Consider the following 19,022-nt stretch of genomic DNA (forward strand, 5'->3'; position numbering starts at 1 on the left):
TGTTGCGGATCTCGAGTCGGCGGCGTCAGCCGTCGGCTCCGGCGCGCTGCGCGCTCACGCGGCGCTCGATGCGCGCCCCACCGATCGTCGCATACGCCCACATCCCGCCGAAGATCAGCGCGATGAGCAGGATCGCCGGCACGAGCAGCGCGCCGAGGGCGACGACCGCCTGCAGCGCCCAGCCGAGGGCGAATCCCCAGTCCCAGCGCAGCAGGCCGGAGACGGCGAACATGAGGACCGCGACCACCGATCCGGCGACGATCCCCCACCACGACGGCATGCCGTCCGGCATCGCCTGGAGCCCGTGCACGGTGAGGCCGCCGAGGAAGACGACGATCGCCTCGAACACGAGCACGACCTGGCCGAGCTTCTCGGGCAGCGGGCGGTAGCGGCGCGGGCGGCTCATGCGCTCCACCCCGACTTCCAGTCCTCGCTCTCGGCCAGCACGAGCGCCTCGCCGGCGAGCACGACGGATCCGGCGACCACGACGCCGCGCTTGGGTGCCGATGCCGCCCACTCGCGCGCCGCGTCGGCGGCGTCGGCGAGATTCGGGTGGACCGTCACGCGCAGCCCGGCGGCCTCGGCCATGTCGGCGAGGTCGTCGGGTGAGGCCGACCGGTCGGACTCGGGGTTCGTCGCGAACACGTGCGTCGCGACGGGCGCGAGCTGCGCGACGATGCCGGCCGCGTCCTTGTCGGCGAGCACACCGAGCACGACGCCCCACTCCTCGAAGTCGAAGGACTCGCGCAGCGCCCGCGCCAGCGCGGCGGCGCCGTGCGGGTTGTGCGCCGCGTCGACGACGACCGTCGGATCGATGCCCACCAGCTGCAGGCGGCCGGGCGAGGTGGCCTCCTGCAGTCCCTCGGTGAGGACCTCGTCCGTGATCGCCTGCGAGGCGTCGCCGATCAGCGCCTCCACGGCCGCGATCGCGAGCGCCGCGTTCTCGCCCTGGTGCCGCCCGAGGATCGGCAGGTACTGCTCGGCGTACTCGCCGGCGAGCCCGCGCACCGTGATGAGCTGGCCGCCCACGGCGAGCTTCTGCTCGGCGAGCGCGAACTCGCGGCCTTCGAGCGCCAGGTTCGCCTCGCGCTCCCCCGCCACCCGGCGCAGCACGGCCTCGGCGGCCGGCACCTGACGCGCCGACACGACGCGCGCGCCCTGCTTGATGATGCCGGCCTTCACCTCGGCGATCTTCTCGATCGTGCCGCCCAGGCGATCCGCGTGATCCATGTCGATGGTCGTGAACACCGCGACGTCGCCGTCGGCGGTGTTCGTCGAGTCCCACGATCCGCCCATGCCCACCTCGAGCACGAGCACGTCCACGGGCGCGTCCGCGCACGCGACGAACGCGAGCACGGTGAGCAGCTCGAAGAAGGTCAGCGGCTCCTCGCCCGCCTCCTGCAGCTCGGCGTCGACCATGCCGACGAAGGGCTCGATCTCGTCCCACGCGTCGGCGACGGCCGCGTCCGCGATCGGCTCGCCGTCGATCTGGATCCGCTCCGTGAAGCGCTCCAGGTGCGGGCTCGTGAACAGGCCCGTGCGCAGCCCGTGCGCCCGCACGAGGCTCTCGATCATCCGCGCCGTCGAGGTCTTGCCGTTCGTGCCCGTGATGTGCACGACGCGGTACGTGCGCTGCGGGTCGTCCAGCAGCTCGAGCACGCGCGCGGTGCGCTCCTTGCGCGGCTGCACCCAGCGCTCGCCCGCCCGCGCGAGCAGCGCCTCGTAGACGGCGTCGGCGCGTTCCCGGTCGTTCATCGCTCTCCGATCTCGGCGGCTTCAATGACCACGCGGGTCACGGCCACCTGGAAGTCGCCGGCGTTGGCATACGTGCCGGCCGGCACGGTCGCGACGTGCTCGGCGTCGCCGCCGAACGCGCCGTCGCGCACCTCCGCCTCGACGGCCAGCGTCTCGCCCGCCACGTCCGCGGCGTCGAACGCCTGCCGCACGGCGGCGGCGTCGTCGGCCGACGCGAACGCCAGCTCGAGGCGGATCCGGTCGCTCACGTCGAAGCCCGCGGCCTTGCGGGTGTCCTGCACGGCGCGGATGATGTCGCGGGCCAGGCCCTCGGCGGCCAGCTCGGGCGTCACCACCGTGTCGAGCAGCACGAGGCCGCCGCCCGGCAGCAGCGCGAGCGCCTCGCCCTCGGGCCGGCCCGTGGTCTCGAGCACGAGCTCGTACTCCCCGTCCTGCAGCTCGATGCCGCCGGCCGTGACCACGCCGTCGCGCTCGGACCAGTCGCCCGACTTCGACGCCGCGATCACCTGCTGCACCTGCTTGCCGATGCGCGGGCCGAGCGCGCGCGCGTTGACCGTGAGGCGGTGCGAGATGCCGTAGGCCGCCGCGGTGTCCTCGCCGAACTCGACGAGCGAGACGCTCTTGACGTTCAGCTCGTCGCGCAGGATGTCCTCGAACTGCGTGAGCTCGGCGGCGCCGGGCACGACGACGGTGAGCCGCGCGAGCGGCAGCCGCACGCGCAGCCCCTCCTTCTTGCGCAGCGCGTTGGCGACGCTCGAGACCTCGCGCACGGCGTCCATCGCGCGGCGGATGTCCGCGGCCGGCGCGAACTCGGCCGCGTCGGGCCAGTCGGTCAGGTGCACGCTGCGCCCGCCCGTGAGGCCCTGCCACACGCGCTCGGACACGAGCGGGATGAGCGGCGCGGCGACCCGGCACAGGGTCTCGAGCACCGTGTAGAGCGTGTCGAACGCCTCCGTGCTCTTCGGATCGTCGGTCACGCCCGTCCAGAACCGGTCGCGCGAGCGGCGGATGTACCAGTTGGTCAGCACCTCGGCGAAGTCGCGGAGGCGGGCGGACGCCGTCGTCGAGTCGAGCTTCTCGAGGTCGTCGGCGACGTCGCGCACGAGGTCGCCGAGCAGCGCGAGGATGTGCCGATCCAGCACGTCCGTCGAGTCGGTGCGGCGCGTCGCCTCGTAGCCGGCGGCGTTCGCGTAGGTCGAGAAGAAGTACCACGAGTTCCACAGCGGCAGCAGGAACTCGCGCACGCCGGCGCGGATCCCCTCCTCCGTGACGATGAGGTTGCCGCCGCGCAGCACGCTCGACGACATGAGGAACCAGCGCATGGCGTCGGAGCCGTCGCGATCGAACACCTCCGACACGTCGGGGTAGTTGCGCAGCGACTTCGACATCTTCTGCCCGTCGTTGCCGAGCACGATGCCGTGGCACGAGACGCCGGTGAACGCGGGGCGGTCGAACAGGGCCGTGGAGAGCACGTGCATGACGTAGAACCAGCCGCGCGTCTGGCCGATGTACTCGACGATGAAGTCGGCCGGCGCGTGCGCGTCGAACCAGTCCTTGTTCTCGAACGGGTAGTGCACCTGCGCGAAGGGCATCGATCCGGAGTCGAACCAGACGTCGAAGACGTCCTCGATCCGGCGCATCGTGCTCCGCCCCGTCGGGTCGTCGGGGTTCGGGCGCGTCAGCTCGTCGATGTACGGGCGGTGCAGGTCGACCTCTCCGCGCTCGTTGCGCGGCAGCCGGCCGAAATCGCGCTCGATCTCCTCGAGCGAGCCGTACACGTCCACGCGCGGGTGGTTCGGGTCGTCCGACTTCCACACCGGGATGGGCGAGCCCCAGAACCGGTTGCGGCTGATCGACCAGTCGCGCGCGCCCTCGAGCCACTTGCCGAACTGGCCGTGCTTGACGTTCTCGGGCGCCCACGTGATCTGCTCGTTGTTCGCGAGCAGGCGGTCCTTGATGTCGGTGACGCGCACGAACCAGCTCGAGACGGCCTTGTAGATGAGGGGGTTCCGGCAGCGCCAGCAGTGCGGGTAGCTGTGCTCGTAGGACTGCAGGCGCAGCAGCCGGCCCTCGCCGCGCAGCTTGCGCACGATGTCCATGTTGGCGTCGAGCCACAGCTCGCCCTCGAAGTCGGAGACGAACGAGAGGAAGCGGCCGTCGTCGCCGAGCGAGACGATCGTCGGGATCCCGGCGGCGTCGTTCAGGCGCTTGTCGTCCTCACCGTAGGCGGGCGCCTGGTGGACGAGGCCGGTGCCGTCGGACGTCGTGACGTAGTCGTCGACGAGGATCTGCCACGCGTTCTGCATGCCCCACGTCTCGACGTCGGCGAAGTAGTCGAACAGCGGCTCGAAGCGCACGCCGCCCAGCTCCGTGCCCGGCACGCGGATGCGGATCGCGGCGCGGGCGTCGTCGGCGGACTCGTAGCCCAGGTCCTTCGCGTAGCCGGCGAGCAGATCCTCGGCGAGCAGGAACTCGGCGCCCTCGGCGCCCTCCTTCGCGCCGTTCGGCCCGACGGGCACGACCGCGTACGAGATGGCGGGCCCCACCGCGAGCGACGCGTTCGTCGGCAGGGTCCATGGCGTCGTCGTCCACGCGAGCGCGCGCACGCCCTCGAGGCCCAGCGCCTGCGCCTTCTCGCCCGTGAGCGGGAACGACACCGTCACCGACGGGTCCTGCCGCGTCTGGTAGACGTCGTCGTCCATGCGCAGCTCGTGGTTGGACAGCGGCGTCTGGTCGCGCCAGCAGTACGGCAGCACGCGGTACCCCTCGTACGCGAGGCCCTTGTCGTGCAGCGTCTTGAACGCCCACAGCACGCTTTCCATGAACGTGGGATTGAGCGTCTTGTAGCCGTTTTCGAAGTCCACCCAGCGGGCCTGGCGCGTGACGTACGCCTCCCACTCGTCCATGTAGCGCAGCACCGACGCGCGGGCCTTGCCGTTGAACGCCGCGATGCCCATGTCGACGATCTCGCTCTTCTCGGTGATCCCGAGCTGCTTCATCGCCTCGAGCTCGGCCGGCAGGCCGTGCGTGTCCCAGCCGAAGACGCGGTCGACCTTCCGTCCGCGCATGGTCTGGAAGCGCGGGAAGAGGTCCTTGGCGTACCCGGTGAGCAGGTGGCCGTAGTGCGGCAGGCCGTTGGCGAACGGCGGGCCGTCGTAGAACACCCACTCGTCGGCGCCCTCGCGCTGCGCGATCGAGGCGCGGAACGTGTCGTCCGCCTCCCAGAAGCCGAGGATGTCGCGCTCGATGTCCGGGAAGCGCGGGCTCGCCGCGACGCTCGACGGGGCGGCGGCCTGCTCGGCCGCGGGTCCGAACGGGGACTTCGGGTAGGTCATCTCACTCCAGCAGTTCCAAGGGGACTGCGAGGACGACCCGTGCTGTGCAGCCCCGGCCGCGGTACCACCCCGCGTTGCGACGCGTCCCGGAGGACGCGCCACCACTCTCACTGCGGCTGTGACGGGCCTGCCCCGCGCGGTTCTACTGAGGGCCGAGGCCCCGTTCTTCCGCGTGCTCCCCGGTGATGGCCGGATCGATGCGTTTCGTCGATTCTACGCGCCCGGCGCTCGCGTTTCTGCACGTTCACGAGCGGATTCCGCGCCCGCCCCTCGCGTGCCGCGCGTAAACTCACAGAACGCGACGTCGTCCACACGGATATCGAGTCACGCCTGTGCGGGATGACGACATCTGTGCGCGAAGGCGCGGACGTCACCGTCCGCTCGGCGCCAGATGAAGACCTCGCGCGATCGCTCCCGTGATCATCGCCTGCACGGCGGGCCACTCGTGCAGCACCTGGCGGTAGCCGATCCGGATGACGTGATAGCCGGCGAGGCGCAGCTGCGCGTCGTGGGCGTTGTCCTGCAGGCGCTGGGCGTCGACGTGATGGCCGCCGTCGATCTGCACCACGAGGCGCTCGCCGATCAGGAGGTCGACGCGGTGGCCGAGGATCCACGCCTGCTGCTGCATCGGGAGTCCGAGCCACCGCAGTCGCGACACGACGAGGCTCTCCGTCCCGGCATCCGAGTACGGACTCGCCTCCGCGAGGATCCGCCGCGCATTGGGCCCGAGCGGCAGCGTCGCCAGCTGGTCGATCACGACCAGCCTCTGTCGGATCGCCGACTCCCAGACCGCGAGCGCCTGCTCATGGGGTTGGCAGTCCGACACCAGCGCGAGGGCGTTCTCCACCGGATCCTCGAGCGCCCCGGGATCACGCGGCACGATCGGCTTCGCCCAGTGCACATGCGCCGTCGTGGGTCGGCGGAGAGCGCGCCCGGGCGTCGCGGCGACGTGCATCGCACTCGCGCCGACGTCCCACAGCCCCCTGCGCGCCGCCAGCGTCACGCATGTGACCACGACCCCGACCGCCGCCGCCGCGGTCAGGACCGGATCCGCATCGGTCGTGGCGACCCACCCCCGCGCCGGCCGGACGAGCTCTCCCCGCGCGACAGCCCGGTCGATCGCATGCCGGCTTCCGCCGACGGCGTCGCGCAGCGCCGTCGTCCGCATCACCCCGCCGTGCCGACGCACGACCGACCTGTAGCTCATGTCGTCACGGTCTCACCCGCTGTCCCCCGAGCACCCGATGCCCGCCCTCTCTGTGGAGAGATCCCGGCACTCCGGCACCCTGTGAGCGAGCGCTGCCTCCGCGCGCAACCTCCCAGGCCGGGCCTTCGTCAACACCTGCAGCGCATATCTCGTGTGCGTGAGGACGAAACCTGTGCGGGAAGGCGCGGATGCCACCAACCGGCGCGATGCACCCGATCCGCATAGGCTCGGCCCATGGCTCGCACGAAGGATCGTCCGATCGCGCCGCGCGTGTCCGCGCCCGACCTGCCGCGCGAGCTCACGGACGCCGTGGCCGGCCCGCGCCGCGAGCTGCGGCAGGCGCGGCTGGGCGGGCTGACCGGCGACGTCGATCTCTCGCATGCGTCGCTCGAGGAGTGCGTGATGCCGTCGCCGTCAGTCGACGCGATCGCCCTGCGGGGCGCGACGCTCATCGACGTCGAGGTGTCCGACATCCGCGCCGTCGCCGTCAGCGCGCGCGATGCCACCCTGCGCCGTGTGCGCATCGCGGGGTGCGACATCCGGGCCCTGGACCTGCCGCAGGCACAGCTCACCCGCGTGGCGTTCACCCGGTCGCGCGTCGACGAGCTCGACCCGCGCGGCATGCGGGCGACGAACGTGGACCTGCGCGGGCTCGACATGCTCGCCTGCCTCGACGTGCTCGCGCTGCGCGGAGCGACGCTCACCTCGGATCAGGTGCAGCTGCTCGCCCCGGCGTTCGCCGCAGCGGCCGGGATCGACGTGCGCGACTGATCCGAGAGCGCGCCGCCCCGTCCCGGTAGACTCGGCGCACCAGCACACTCAGGCACGCACACACCGTGCCGCACATAGCGAGGAGCGTCACATGACCGCGATTCCCGACAAGCCCGCCCTCGAGGGCCTCGAGGCGAAGTGGGGTGAGCGCTGGGAGCAGGACGGCACGTTCCTCTTCGACCGCGACGCCGCCCTCGCCTCCGGCCGCGCCGGGGTCTACTCGGTCGACACGCCCCCGCCCACGGCCTCGGGGTCGCTGCACATCGGCCACGTGTTCTCGTACACGCACACCGACGTCAAGACGCGCTTCGAGCGCATGCGCGGCAAGACGGTGTTCTACCCGATCGGCTGGGACGACAACGGCCTGCCCACCGAGCGCCGCGTGCAGAACTACTACGGCGTGCGCTGCGACCCGTCGCTGCCGTACGACCCCGACTTCACGCCGCCGTTCGAGGGCAACGCGAAGAGCCTCAAGCCCGCGGATCAGGTGCCCATCAGCCGCCGCAACTTCATCGAGCTGTGCGAGACGCTCACGGTCGAGGACGAGAAGACCTTCGAGTCGCTGTGGCGCCAGCTCGGCCTGTCGGTGGACTGGACGCAGACCTACCGCACCATCTCGGACGACACGATCCGCACGAGCCAGCTCGCGTTCCTGCGCAACTACGAGCGCGGCGAGGCGTACCAGGCGCTCGCGCCCACGCTCTGGGACGTGGACTTCCGCTCCGCGATCGCGCAGGCCGAGCTCGAGGACCGCGACCAGCCGGCCGCCTACCACCGGCTCGCGTTCCACAAGACCGATGGATCGGGCGACATCCTCATCGAGACCACCCGGCCCGAGCTGCTGGCCGCGTGCGTGGCGCTCGTGGCGCACCCGGACGACGAGCGGTACCAGCCGCACTTCGGCACGACCGTGACCACGCCGGTGTTCGGCGTCGAGGTGCCGGTGCTCCCCCACCCCCTCGCGCAGCCGGACAAGGGATCGGGCATCGCGATGATCTGCACGTTCGGCGACATGACCGACATCGTGTGGTGGCGCGAGCTGGATCTGCCCAACCGCACGATCATCGGCCGCGACGGCCGCGTCGTGGCCGAGGCCCCCGAGGCGATCACCTCGGAGGCCGGGCGCGCCGCCTTCGCCGAGCTGGCAGGCAAGACCGTCTTCAGCGCCAAGAAGCGCATGGTCGAGCTGCTCGAGGAGTCGGGCGAGCTGATCGAGGTCGGCAAGACCTTCCAGCACCCCGTGAAGTTCTTCGAGAAGGGCGACCGTCCCCTCGAGATCGTCTCGACCCGCCAGTGGTACCTGCGCAACGGCGCCCGCTCCGAGCAGCTGCGCGAGCGCCTCCTCGAGCTGGGCCGGCAGATCGAGTGGCACCCCGAGTTCATGCGCGTGCGCTACGAGAACTGGGTGAACGGTCTCACGGGCGACTGGCTCGTCTCGCGCCAGCGCTTCTTCGGCGTGCCGATCCCCGTCTGGTACGGCCTCGACGAGAACGGCGAGCGGGACTACGCGCGGGTGCTCGTGCCCGATCTCGCGTCGCTGCCCGTCGACCCCTCGACCGACGTGCCGCCCGGCTACACCGAGGAGCAGCGCGGCGTGCCCGGCGGCTTCGAGGCCGAGACCGACGTGTTCGACACGTGGGCCACGTCGTCGCTGACCCCGCAGCTGGCGGCCGGCTGGGAGCGCGACGCGGAGCTGTGGGATCTCGTGGCGCCGTTCGACGTGCGCCCGCAGGGCCAGGACATCATCCGCACCTGGCTGTTCTCCACCCTGCTGCGCAGCGCGCTCGAGGACGACAGGGCGCCCTGGGCGCACGCGTCGATCTCGGGCTTCATCGTCGACCCCGACCGCAAGAAGATGTCGAAGTCGAAGGGCAACGTGGTCACCCCGGCCGACATCCTCGCGCAGCACGGATCGGACGCCGTGCGCTACTGGGCGGCCTCCAGCCGCCTGGGCGCCGACGCGGCCTTCGACCCGCAGAACCCGACGCAGATCAAGATCGGTCGCCGCCTGGCGATCAAGGTGCTCAACGCGGCGAAGTTCGTCCTCGGCTTCGAGGCGCCCGCCGGCGCCGCCGTCACCGAGGCGCTCGACCTGTCGATGCTCGCGGCGCTCGACGAGGTCGTGACGCAGGCGACCGCGGCGCTCGAGAACTACGACCACGCGCGCGCCCTCGAGCTCACCGAGGCGTTCTTCTGGACGTTCTGCGACGACTACCTCGAGCTCGTGAAGGAGCGCGCGTACACGGGCGGGGACGCCGGCGCCTCGGCGGCCGTCGCGCTGCGCACGGCCCTGTCGACGCTGCTGCGCCTGCTCGCGCCGGTCATCTCGTTCGCGACCGAGGAGGTGTGGTCGTGGTTCCAGGACGGTTCCGTGCACCGCGCCCCGTGGCCGGAGCCGTCGGGCCTCGGTGGCGACCCCGCCGTGCTCGCGGCCGCGAGCGAGGCGCTCATCGGCATCCGCCGCGCCAAGACCGAGGCCAAGGCGTCGCAGAAGACCCCCGTCGCCGTCGCGACGATCGCCGCGCCCGCCGCGCGGACCGAACTGCTGCGCGCCGCCGAGGCCGACCTGCGTGCGGTCGGGCGGATCGCGCAGCTCGAGTTCGTCGAGGGCGAGCAGCTCGCCGTCACCCGGATCGACCTGGCCCCCGAGGAGGCATGATGCAGCTGGGAACGCGCTGGTCCGCGGGCGATGAGCCGCCCCGCTCGGTGCCGCAGGAGCTGCGGGAGGAGATCGCCCGCGTCGAGGCGACGCTCCCGCCCGGGCAGCCTGCGCCCTCGTGGACGCTCACGTGGCTCGAGGGCCGGCCGATCGCCGAGCTCGCCACCGGCATCGAGGTGCGACTGGACGAGGACGGCCGCGCCGTCGCCAGCCGCTTCGATCCGATGGAGTGACGCGCGTCGCGACCCGGCCGGATCACGCGATCGGCCGGGTCGCGCGCACGTAGGCTGACGGGGTGCCTGATCTGGACTTCAACCCCCTTCTCGCCCCCTCGCCGCTGCCGTACGGCGTGCCGGACTACGCCGCGATCCGGCCCGAGCACTATCTGCCCGCCTTCGAGCGCGCGTTCGCCGAGCACCGCGACGAGGTCGCCGCGATCACGGCGCAGGCGGACGAGCCGACGTTCGAGAACACGATCGAGGCGCTCGAGCGCTCGGGCCGCCTGCTCGATCGCGTGAGCCGCGCCTTCTACACGGTCAACTCGGCCCACGCGACGCCCGAGATCCAGCAGATCGGCGAGACGCTCGCGCCGCTGCGCGCCGCGCACGACGACGCGATCCAGCTCGACGCCGCGCTGTTCGCCCGCATCGCGGCCGTGCACGACCGCCTCGACGAGCTCGCCCTCGACGCCGAGCAGCGCTACCTCGTCGAGCGGCGCTTCCGCGAAATGCAGCACGCCGGAGCCGGCCTCGACGAGGCGGCCAAGGCCCGGCTCACCGAGCTGAACACGCGCCTGTCGACGCTCACGACGCAGTTCGAGAAGAACCTGCTCGCCGACACGAACGAGCTCGCGCTCGTCGTCGACGACGCCGCCGAGCTGGACGGGCTGACCGAGGGCGAGATCTCGGCCGCGCGACAGGCGGCCGCCGATCGCGGAATCGATGGCCACCTCATCTCGCTCACGCTGTACACGGGCCACCCGTACCTCTCGTCGCTCACGAACCGCGGCGTCCGCGAGCGACTGCTGAACGCGTCGCGCTCGCGCGCCTCGCGCGGCAACGAGAACGACAACGCGCAGGTGCTGCTCGAGATCGTGCGCCTGCGCGCCGAGCGCGCCCGCCTGCTGGGATACGCGAGCCATGCGGAGTACATCACGTCCGACCAGACCGCCGGCTCCCCCGCCGCCGTCGAGGAGCGGCTGCGCCGTCTCGCCGGCCCCGCGGCGCGCAACGCGCAGCGCGAGCGCTTGGCGCTCGAGCAGATCGCGGGCCACGCGATCGAGGCGCACGACTGGGCGTTCTACACCGAGAAGGTGCGCCAGGCCGAGTACGACCTCGACACCGCCGCCCTGCGCCCCTGGTTCGAGGCCGAGCGCGTGCTCCAGCAGGGCGTGTTCCACGCCGCGCACCTGCTGTACGGGCTGACGTTCCGCGAGCGGGCCGACATCCCCTCGTACCACCCCGGCGTGCGCACGTTCGAGGTGTTCAACGAGGACGGCTCGCCCCTGGGCCTGTACCTGCTCGACCTCTACACCCGCGACACGAAGCGCGGCGGCGCGTGGATGAACTCGATCGTCGTGCAGTCGCGACTGCTGGGCGACGAGCGCCCCGTCGTCGTGAACAACCTCAACGTGCCGCAGCCGGCCGAGGGCTCCCCCACGCTGCTGACGCTCGACGAGGTCAACACGCTGTTCCACGAGTTCGGGCACGCCCTGCACGGCCTGTTCGCCACCGTCACCTACCCGCACTTCGGCGGCACCCAGGTGTACCGCGACTTCGTGGAGCTCCCGAGCCAGGTGAACGAGATGTGGATCCTGTGGCCCGAGATCGTCCGCAACTACGCCGTGCACCATGAGACCGGCGAGCCGCTGCCGGACGACGTGATCGAGCGACTGCAGGCGTCGGGCACGTTCAACGAGGGCTTCGCGACGAGCGAGTACCTCGCGGCCGCGTGGCTCGACCAGGCCTGGCACACCCTCACCGTCGAGCAGGCGGCCGAGGTGCGCGACGTCGCGGCGTTCGAGGCGGCGGCCCTCGCCGACATCGGGCTGGACGACCCGGCCGTCCCGACCCGCTACTCGTCGACGTACTTCCAGCACGTGTTCGCCGGCGGCTACAGCGCCGGGTACTACTCGTACATCTGGAGCGAGGTGCTCGACGCCGACACGGTCGAGTGGTTCCACGAGAACGGCGGCCTCACGCGGGCGAACGGCGACCGGTTCCGCGAGCGCCTGCTGGGCGTGGGCGGATCGAAGGACCCACTCGAGGCGTACCGCGACTTCCGCGGCCGCGACGCCGAGATCGAGCCGCTCCTGAAGCGCCGCGGCCTCACGGCCTGACGCACGAAGGAGGCCCCCGGATCCGCGGATCCAGGGGCCTCCTTCACGTCCTGACGCCTACGCGCTCTTCTTCTTCCGGGCGAAGACGAACGTCGGCTCGCCGCCGTCCTCCACCGCCGCACGCGTGACGATGACCTTGACGATGTCGTCGTTCGACGGGATGTCGAACATGATCGGGCCGAGCACGTCCTCGAGGATCGCGCGCAGGCCGCGGGCGCCGGTCTTGCGCGCCACCGCGAGGTCGGCGATCGCCCGAAGCGCGTCCTCCTCGAACTCCAGCTGCACGCCGTCGAGCGCGAACATGTGCTGGTACTGCTTCACCAGGGCGTTGCGCGGCGTCGTGAGGATCTCCATGAGCGCGTCCTGATCGAGCGGGTTCACCGACGCGATCACGGGCAGGCGCCCGATGAACTCGGGGATGAGACCGAACTTGTGCAGGTCCTCGGGCAGCACCTCGCCGAAGAGCGTGTTCTCCTGGCTCTTGTCGTGCAGCGGCGCGCCGAAGCCCACGCCGTGCTTGCCGACGCGCGCGGAGACGATATCCTCCAGGCCCGCGAAGGCGCCCGCCACGATGAACAGCACGTTCGTCGTGTCGATCTGGATGAACTCCTGGTGCGGGTGCTTGCGGCCGCCCTGCGGCGGCACGGAGGCAACCGTGCCCTCGAGGATCTTCAGCAGCGCCTGCTGCACGCCCTCGCCCGACACGTCGCGCGTGATCGAGGGGTTCTCGGCCTTGCGCGCGATCTTGTCGACCTCGTCGATGTAGATGATGCCGGTCTCGGCGCGCTTGACGTCGTAGTCGGCGGCCTGCAGCAGCTTGAGCAGGATGTTCTCGACGTCCTCGCCCACGTAGCCGGCCTCGGTCAGCGCCGTCGCGTCGGCCACCGCGAACGGCACGTTGAGCCGCTTCGCGAGCGTCTGCGCGAGATACGTCTTGCCGCAGCCGGTCGGCCCGAGCATGAGGATGTTGCTCTTGGCGACCTCGACGTCCTCGGCCTTCTGCTCGGCGGGGCGCAGCTCGCTGCGCGCGCGGACGCGCTTGTAGTGGTTGTAGACGGCCACGGACAGGGCGCGCTTGGCGTCCTCCTGGCCGATGACGTACTCCTCGAGGAAGTGGAAGATCTCGCGGGGCTTGGGCAGATCGAACTCGGCGGCCTCGCCGTCGGACGACGACTCCGCCATCCGCTCCTCGATGATCTCATTGCACAGCTCGACGCACTCGTCGCAGATGTACACGCCCGGTCCCGCGATCAGCTGCTGGACCTGCTTCTGACTCTTGCCGCAGAAGGAGCACTTGAACAGGTCGGCGCTCTCACCGATGCGTGCCATGGGTCCTCCTGAGCTGATCCTGTCGGGTCATGGTCCCGAGCCTAGCCGCTGCCACCGACACGGGCGTGTTGCCGCGCGCCCGGCGCGTATCCGGTCCATAACGAAGGCCCCGGCGTCTCCGCCGGGGCCTTCGCCATCGTCACTTCGAGACCGGGCCTCGCTTGCGGGTGCTGAGCACCTGGTCCACCAGGCCGTACTCGACGGCCTCGGCGGCGCCGAGGATCTTGTCGCGGTCGATGTCCTTGTTCACCTGCTCGATCGAGCGGTTGGAGTGCTTCGCGAGTGTCTCCTCGAGCCACGTGCGCATGCGCAGGATCTCGGCCGCCTGGATCTCGATGTCCGACGCCTGCCCGTGACCGGCCTCGCCGACGGCGGGCTGGTGGATGAGCACGCGCGCGTTCGGCAGCGCGAGGCGCTTGCCCGGCGCGCCGGCGGCGAGCAGCACGGCCGCGGCCGAGGCGGCTTGGCCGAGCACGACGGTCTGGATCTGCGGCGAGATGTACTGCATCGTGTCGTAGATCGCCGTCATCGCCGTGAACGATCCGCCCGGCGAGTTGATGTACATGATGATGTCGCGGTCGGGGTCCTGGCTCTCGAGCACCAGCAGCTGGGCCATCACGTCGTCGGCGGACGCGTCGTCCACCTGCACGCCGAGGAAGATGACGCGGTCCTCGAACAGCTTGTTGTAGGGGTCCTGGCGCTTGTAGCCGTAGGCCGTGCGCTCCTCGAACTGCGGCAGGATGTAGCGGCTCGACGGAACCTGGAAGCCCTGCGGCGTGGAGGTGTGGGGGGTGTGCATCTCTCCTGTTGTCCTTGTCCCTCAGTTGCGATCCGTGCCGCCGGCGCCGACGACGTCCTGCGCGTGCTCGCGGATGTGGTCGACGAAGCCGTACTCCAGGGCCTCCTCGGCCGTGAACCAGCGGTCGCGGTCGCCGTCCTCGTTGATCTGCTCGACGGTCTTGCCCGTCTGCGCGGCCGTGATCTCGGCCAGGCGGCGCTTCATGTCGAGGATCAGCTGGGCCTGCGTCTGGATGTCGCTCGCCGTGCCGCCGAAGCCGCCGTGCGGCTGGTGCAGCAGCACGCGCGCGTTCGGCGTGATGTAGCGCTTCCCCTTGGTGCCGCTGGTCAGCAGCAGCTGGCCCATCGACGCGGCCATGCCGATGCCGACCGTGACGATGTCGTTCGGCACGAACTGCATCGTGTCGTAGATCGCCATGCCGGCCGTGATCGAGCCGCCGGGCGAGTTGATGTAGAGATAGATGTCCTTGTCGGGGTCCTCGGCGGCGAGCAGAAGGATCTTCGCGCAGATCTCGTTCGCGTTCTCGTCGCGCACCTCCGAGCCAAGCCAGATGATGCGGTCCTTCAGCAGCCGGTCGAAGGCACTCTGTGCCATCAGCGGTTCGGGCATTCTCACTCCATTCGATGGTGCGTCGATACGACACTACCGGCGGGCCCCCGCACCCCCGGCCTTGTTCGCCGTCGGCATAGGAGCGTGTCAGCGCCGGCGCCCGTAGCACTCCCCGCGCCCGCGTCCAAGCCCTCGCGGCATCGCGCGCGGGCGTCCTAGCGTGGGCGGCGTCGGCCGTCGCGCCGCGGCCGATCCCCCGAACGAGAGAGGTGACCATGACGCGATTCGGATACACCCTGATGACCGAGCAGAGCGGACCGAAGGAGCTCGTCGGCTACGCCGTCGACGCGGAGCGCGCGGGCTTCGACTTCGAGGTCATGAGCGACCACTACTCCCCCTGGCTGGCCTCGCAGGGGCACTCCCCCTACGCGTGGTCGGTGCTGGGCGCCGTCGCGCACGCCACCGAGCGCGTCGGCCTCGCCACCTACGTGACGTGCCCCACCATGCGCTACCATCCGGCGGTCGTCGCGCAGAAGGCGGCGACCGTGCAGCTGCTCGCCGACGGGCGGTTCACGCTGGGCCTCGGCGCGGGCGAGAACCTCAACGAGCACGTCGTGGGCGAGCGCTGGCCGGGCGTCGACGAGCGCCACGACATGCTCGAGGAGGCCGCGCTCATCATCCGCGAGCTGCTGACGGGCGAGCTGGTCACGTGGGAGGGCGAGCACTTCCGCGTGGAGTCGGCCCGGCTCTGGGACGCGCCCGACGGCGGCGTGCCGATCGGCATCGCCGTGTCGGGCGAGAAGTCGCTCGAGCGCTTCGCGCCGATCGGCGATCACCTCATCACGACGATGCCGGACGCGACGCTCGTCGAGGGCTGGGGCGCGCGCACGCGGGGCGCGGACCCGCGCGCCATCGGCCAGGTTCCGATCTGCTGGGCACCCGACGCGGACGAGGCCGTGGCGCTCGCGCACGATCAGTTCCGGTGGTTCGGCGGCGCGTGGCGCGTGAACTCCGATCTGCCCACGCCCGCGGGCTTCACGCAGGCGACGCAGTACGTCCGGCCGGAGGACGTCGCACAGTCGATCGCGTGCGGTCCCGACCTCGACGCGCTCGCCGAGAGCGTGCAGCCGTTCCTCGACGCCGGTTTCACCGACATCGCCCTCGTGCAGGTGGGCGACCGGCACCAGCAGCGCTTCCTGGACGAGGCGGCCGAGCCGCTGCTCGAACGCCTGCGCGCGCTCGGCTGAGCGGGCGGGAACGACGAAGGGGCGGGCGCATCGCGCGCCCGCCCCTTCGTGTGAGAGGTGCTTACTCGGCTTTCTCGGCCTCGGCCTCGGCCTCGTCGCCCTCGTCCTCGGATGCGGCGTCCTCGACGAGCGCGAAGTCCGACACGTCGACCGGCTTGCCGTTGGTGTCGACGACCTCCGCCTTGCCGAGCAGGATCGACAGCGCCTTGTTGCGCGCGACGTCGCCCATGAGCGCGGGCAGCTGGCCGCCCTGCTGGATGGCCTGGATGAACTCCTGCGGCGCCATGCCGTATTGACCGGCCGACTGGATGAGGTACTGCGTGAACTCGTCCTGCGACACCTGCACGTCGAGCTGCTCGGCGTAGGCGTCGAGCAGCATCTGCGTGCGGAACTGCTTCTCGCTCGCCTCGGCCACCTCGGCGCGGTGCTCGTCATCCTCGAGACGGTTCTCGGCCTCGAGGTGGCGGTGCACCTCGTCCTCGACGAGCTGCGCGGGCACGGGGATCTCGACCTGCTCGAGCAGCGTCTCGATGAGCTTGTCGCGGGCCGCCGACGCCTGCGCGAACGCGCCGCGCGACTGCGTCTGCTCCGCGAGGCTCTCGCGCAGCTCGGCGAGCGTGTCGAACTCGCTGGCCATCTGGGCGAAGTCGTCGTCGGCCTCGGGCAGCTCACGCTCCTTGACGGCCTTGACGGTGACGGAGACCTCGGCCTCCTCGCCCGCGTGGTCGCCGCCGACGAGCGTCGACTTGAAGGTGGTGTCCTCGCCGGCCGTGAGCGACTCGATCGCCTCGTCCGTGCCCTCGAGCAGCTGGCCGGAGCCCAGCTCGTACGACACGCCCTCGGCGCGTTCGATCTCGGTGCCGCCGATCGTGGCGACGAGGTCGAGCTCGACGAAGTCGCCCTTGGCGGCCGGGCGGTCCACGGTGACGAGCGTGCCGAAGCGGGCGCGCAGGTCGTTGAGCGCCTCCTCGACCTTGGCCTCGTCGACCTCGATCGCGTCGACCTCGACCTTCAGGCCCTCGATCGAGGGAGCCTCGAACTCGGGACGCACGTCGGTCTCGATGTCGACGACGAGGTCGCCCGAGAAGTCCTTCTCGTTCGGCCACTCGACGATCTCGGCCGACGGGCGGCCGAGGACCTTGAGGTCGTTCGCGGCGACCGCCTCGCGGTAGAAGCCGTCCAGCCCCTCATTCGCCGCGTGCTCGAGGACGGCGACGCGGCCGACACGCTGGTCGATGATCGGCGCCGGCACCTTGCCCTTGCGGAAGCCGGGGATCTGCACGTCCTGCGCGATGTGCTCGTAGGCGTGCTGGATGCTCGGCTTGAGCTCCTCGGGGCTGACCGTGATGTGCAGCTTCACCCGGGTCGGGCTGAGCTTCTCGACGGTGCTGTTGACCATGCTGGTTGCTTCTCCTCGTGACGGACCCGCACGCGATCCGCACGGGGGTTCAGGTCTTCGGGCCGTTCGTCGGGGCGACAGGATTTGAACCTGCGACTTCCCGCTCCCAAAGCGGGCGCTCTACCAAGCTGAGCTACGCCCCGGGGCTTCCCGCGGAGCGGGAGTGCGAAACGGCCCCGTCGAGTCTAGCCGACTCGGCGATCGGGCACCTGATGGCCGGATCGCGGGCGCGCCGCGGTGGACCGCAGACCCGCGGGACGGGAGACGCATGTGGAGGGGATGACGGGAATCGAACCCGCGTGACCAGTTTGGAAGACTGGGGCTCTACCATTGAGCTACATCCCCGGACTGCCGGGCAGCGCGTACGAGTCTAGCCGACGCGCGAACCGGGTCGGAAACAGCGCCGGGTCACGGCGCGCCGCCGATTGCCGCGTGGATGCGCGCGTTCTCGACGTAGCGATCGGCGTTGTCGCGCAGGCCGGCGACCTCCTCGTCCGTCAGCTCGCGGCGGACCTTGGCGGGCACGCCGGCGACGGGCGAGCGCGGCGGGATGACGCTGCCCTCGAGCACGACGGCGCCGGCCGCGATGAGACACTGCGGGCCGACGACCGCTCCCGACAGCACGACCGATCCCATCCCGACGAGCGAGCCGTCGCCGATCTCGCACCCGTGCACGACGGCGTTGTGGCCGATCGAGACATCCTCTCCGATCCGCGCGGGATGATCCCGATCCACGTGGATCGCGACGCTGTCCTGCACGTTGCTGCGGGCACCGATCCGGATCTCGTTGACGTCGCCCCGCAACACGGCGTTGTACCAGACGCTCGTCGACTCCCCCAGCCCCACGTCGCCGATCACCCTCGCGCCGTCCGCGACGAAGGCCGACGGATCGACGGCCGGCTCGGCACCAGGCAGGGACAGGACGGACGCGGTCGCGGCGATGCTCATGCGCCCATCGTGCCACGGCCGGCGGGCCGCGTTTCGGCCAGGTCAGCGACCCGTTAGCCCAGCCTCAGCTTGCTTGCGGAATGCCTGCGGGTGGGGCACCGTTGAGGTCATCGGATGGCGCATTCACGCCACTTCCGCGAGGTGACCAACGGGAGGAATCACCATGAGCAAGCAGACCATCGCGGCCACCGCCGCCGACCCCACCGTCGCCGCCGCCGCCTCGCAGTTCCTGTCGCCCGTCGTGCTGGGCCTGCAGGCCCTCGTGGTGAACGGCAAGCAGGCGCACTGGCACGTGCGCGGCGCCAACTTCGTGGGCGTGCACGAGTTCCTCGACACGCTCGTCGCCCACGCGGGTGGCTGGGCCGACGAGGCCGCCGAGCGCATCATCGCCCTGGGCCTGCCGATCGACGCGCGCCTCGACACGATCGCCGAGAAGGCGCCGGCCACGCACGTGGGCGCCGGGTTCGAGCAGTCCGACCAGCTCATCGCGAAGGTCGTGGCCGACATCGACGCCGTCATCGCCGACCTCGATGCCGCGATCGACGGCCTCGACGAGATCGACCTCACGAGCCAGGACGTCGCGATCGGCATCAAGGCCGGCCTCGAGAAGGACCGCTGGTTCCTCGTCGCGCACGTCGCGGAGTAAGCCGCCGCCTCCGATGCCCCGGGCCGATCGGCCCGGGGCA

The 19,022-nt window shown here is 71.0% G+C and carries 15 protein-coding genes and 2 tRNA genes; 6 read left to right on the top strand and 11 right to left on the bottom strand.

Translation table 11 applies throughout. The annotated features are described in order from the left end of the window. Positions 1–25 precede the first annotated feature (25 nt). The 4 genes from ACODR5_RS00950 to ACODR5_RS00965 form a co-directional block, all read right to left on the bottom strand. Positions 26–406 carry a DUF4233 domain-containing protein gene (locus ACODR5_RS00950; RefSeq protein ID WP_488982435.1) on the bottom strand — a complete coding sequence of 127 codons (381 nt, stop codon included), beginning with the start codon at positions 404–406 and terminating at the stop codon, positions 26–28. Next, positions 403–1,755, bottom strand: a complete 1,353-nt coding sequence (locus tag ACODR5_RS00955) for a bifunctional folylpolyglutamate synthase/dihydrofolate synthase (RefSeq protein ID WP_488982436.1) — start codon at positions 1,753–1,755, stop codon at positions 403–405. Before ACODR5_RS00955 ends, ACODR5_RS00950 begins: the two co-directional genes overlap by 4 nt. Continuing rightward, positions 1,752–5,090 (bottom strand): isoleucine--tRNA ligase, encoded by a 3,339-nt coding sequence (gene ileS, locus ACODR5_RS00960; protein WP_488982437.1) that lies wholly within the window; start codon positions 5,088–5,090, stop codon positions 1,752–1,754. Before ileS ends, ACODR5_RS00955 begins: the two co-directional genes overlap by 4 nt. Before the next feature lie 370 nt (positions 5,091–5,460). Beyond that, positions 5,461–6,297 carry a DUF559 domain-containing protein gene (locus ACODR5_RS00965; protein ID WP_488982438.1) on the bottom strand — a complete coding sequence of 279 codons (837 nt, stop codon included), beginning with the start codon at positions 6,295–6,297 and terminating at the stop codon, positions 5,461–5,463. 234 nt (positions 6,298–6,531) lie between these two features. Between ACODR5_RS00965 and ACODR5_RS00970 the strand changes: the two genes are divergently transcribed. From ACODR5_RS00970 to ACODR5_RS00985, 4 genes are all read left to right on the top strand, one after another. Continuing rightward, the gene (locus tag ACODR5_RS00970) at positions 6,532–7,068 is read left to right on the top strand and encodes a pentapeptide repeat-containing protein (RefSeq protein ID WP_488982439.1); all 537 of its coding nucleotides are present in this window, start codon (positions 6,532–6,534) and stop codon (positions 7,066–7,068) included. Positions 7,069–7,159: 91 nt separating this feature from the next. Beyond that, the gene (valS, locus tag ACODR5_RS00975; protein ID WP_488982440.1) at positions 7,160–9,727 is read left to right on the top strand and encodes a valine--tRNA ligase; all 2,568 of its coding nucleotides are present in this window, start codon (positions 7,160–7,162) and stop codon (positions 9,725–9,727) included. After that, positions 9,724–9,960: a hypothetical protein gene (locus ACODR5_RS00980; RefSeq protein ID WP_460815437.1), complete on the top strand. Its 237-nt coding sequence runs from the start codon at positions 9,724–9,726 to the stop codon at positions 9,958–9,960. Before valS ends, ACODR5_RS00980 begins: the two co-directional genes overlap by 4 nt. 62 nt (positions 9,961–10,022) lie before the next feature. Next, a complete protein-coding gene (locus ACODR5_RS00985; protein WP_488982441.1) occupies positions 10,023–12,065 on the top strand; it encodes a M3 family metallopeptidase in 2,043 nt (680 codons plus the stop codon). Between the two features lie 57 nt (positions 12,066–12,122). Here ACODR5_RS00985 and clpX read toward each other — a convergent pair whose 3' ends face one another. The 3 genes from clpX to ACODR5_RS01000 all read right to left on the bottom strand — a co-directional run bounded on the left by clpX (position 12,123) and on the right by ACODR5_RS01000 (position 14,802). Further along, complete coding sequence (gene clpX, locus ACODR5_RS00990; RefSeq protein ID WP_488982442.1) at positions 12,123–13,394, bottom strand: ATP-dependent Clp protease ATP-binding subunit ClpX; 1,272 nt, start codon at positions 13,392–13,394, stop codon at positions 12,123–12,125. 139 nt (positions 13,395–13,533) lie between these two features. Further along, entirely contained in the window at positions 13,534–14,193 is a 660-nt protein-coding gene (locus tag ACODR5_RS00995) for an ATP-dependent Clp protease proteolytic subunit (protein WP_449853204.1), read from the bottom strand. Between the two features lie 21 nt (positions 14,194–14,214). Beyond that, positions 14,215–14,802, bottom strand: coding sequence for an ATP-dependent Clp protease proteolytic subunit (locus ACODR5_RS01000; protein ID WP_449853205.1), 588 nt, complete (start codon positions 14,800–14,802; stop codon positions 14,215–14,217). Between the two features lie 215 nt (positions 14,803–15,017). Here ACODR5_RS01000 and ACODR5_RS01005 point away from each other — a divergent pair, with 215 nt between their 5' ends. Then, positions 15,018–15,989, top strand: a complete 972-nt coding sequence (locus tag ACODR5_RS01005) for a TIGR03557 family F420-dependent LLM class oxidoreductase (RefSeq protein WP_488982443.1) — start codon at positions 15,018–15,020, stop codon at positions 15,987–15,989. Positions 15,990–16,050: 61 nt separating this feature from the next. On the opposite strand, the gene tig is transcribed toward ACODR5_RS01005, so the two are convergent. The 4 genes from tig to ACODR5_RS01025 all read right to left on the bottom strand — a co-directional run bounded on the left by tig (position 16,051) and on the right by ACODR5_RS01025 (position 18,336). Beyond that, a complete protein-coding gene (gene tig / locus ACODR5_RS01010) occupies positions 16,051–17,388 on the bottom strand; it encodes a trigger factor (protein ID WP_488982444.1) in 1,338 nt (445 codons plus the stop codon). A gap of 69 nt (positions 17,389–17,457) precedes the next feature. Then, a tRNA-Pro gene (locus ACODR5_RS01015) sits at positions 17,458–17,531 on the bottom strand. 128 nt (positions 17,532–17,659) lie between these two features. After that, positions 17,660–17,733: transfer RNA gene (locus ACODR5_RS01020), tRNA-Gly, on the bottom strand. A gap of 63 nt (positions 17,734–17,796) precedes the next feature. Then, entirely contained in the window at positions 17,797–18,336 is a 540-nt protein-coding gene (locus tag ACODR5_RS01025) for a gamma carbonic anhydrase family protein (RefSeq protein ID WP_488982445.1), read from the bottom strand. A gap of 163 nt (positions 18,337–18,499) precedes the next feature. Between ACODR5_RS01025 and ACODR5_RS01030 the strand changes: the two genes are divergently transcribed. Then, a complete protein-coding gene (locus ACODR5_RS01030) occupies positions 18,500–18,982 on the top strand; it encodes a Dps family protein (RefSeq protein ID WP_488982446.1) in 483 nt (160 codons plus the stop codon). Positions 18,983–19,022: the final 40 nt, after the last annotated feature.

The organism is Microbacterium sp. FG3 (assembly GCF_057809335.1).

Excerpts from the sequence above, each read along its gene's own strand:
- ACODR5_RS00950 (WP_488982435.1), bottom strand. The coding sequence starts at position 406 with ATGAGCCGCCCGCGCCGCTACCGCCCGCTGCCCGAGAAGCTCGGCCAG.
- ACODR5_RS00955 (WP_488982436.1), bottom strand. The coding sequence starts at position 1,755 with ATGAACGACCGGGAACGCGCCGACGCCGTCTACGAGGCGCTGCTCGCG.
- ileS (WP_488982437.1), bottom strand. The coding sequence starts at position 5,090 with ATGACCTACCCGAAGTCCCCGTTCGGACCCGCGGCCGAGCAGGCCGCC.
- ACODR5_RS00965 (WP_488982438.1), bottom strand. The coding sequence starts at position 6,297 with ATGAGCTACAGGTCGGTCGTGCGTCGGCACGGCGGGGTGATGCGGACG.
- ACODR5_RS00970 (WP_488982439.1), top strand. The coding sequence starts at position 6,532 with ATGGCTCGCACGAAGGATCGTCCGATCGCGCCGCGCGTGTCCGCGCCC.
- valS (WP_488982440.1), top strand. The coding sequence starts at position 7,160 with ATGACCGCGATTCCCGACAAGCCCGCCCTCGAGGGCCTCGAGGCGAAG.
- ACODR5_RS00980 (WP_460815437.1), top strand. The coding sequence starts at position 9,724 with ATGATGCAGCTGGGAACGCGCTGGTCCGCGGGCGATGAGCCGCCCCGC.
- clpX (WP_488982442.1), bottom strand. The coding sequence starts at position 13,394 with ATGGCACGCATCGGTGAGAGCGCCGACCTGTTCAAGTGCTCCTTCTGC.
- ACODR5_RS00995 (WP_449853204.1), bottom strand. The coding sequence starts at position 14,193 with ATGCACACCCCCCACACCTCCACGCCGCAGGGCTTCCAGGTTCCGTCG.
- ACODR5_RS01000 (WP_449853205.1), bottom strand. The coding sequence starts at position 14,802 with ATGCCCGAACCGCTGATGGCACAGAGTGCCTTCGACCGGCTGCTGAAG.
- ACODR5_RS01005 (WP_488982443.1), top strand. The coding sequence starts at position 15,018 with ATGACGCGATTCGGATACACCCTGATGACCGAGCAGAGCGGACCGAAG.
- tig (WP_488982444.1), bottom strand. The coding sequence starts at position 17,388 with ATGGTCAACAGCACCGTCGAGAAGCTCAGCCCGACCCGGGTGAAGCTG.
- ACODR5_RS01025 (WP_488982445.1), bottom strand. The coding sequence starts at position 18,336 with ATGAGCATCGCCGCGACCGCGTCCGTCCTGTCCCTGCCTGGTGCCGAG.
- ACODR5_RS01030 (WP_488982446.1), top strand. The coding sequence starts at position 18,500 with ATGAGCAAGCAGACCATCGCGGCCACCGCCGCCGACCCCACCGTCGCC.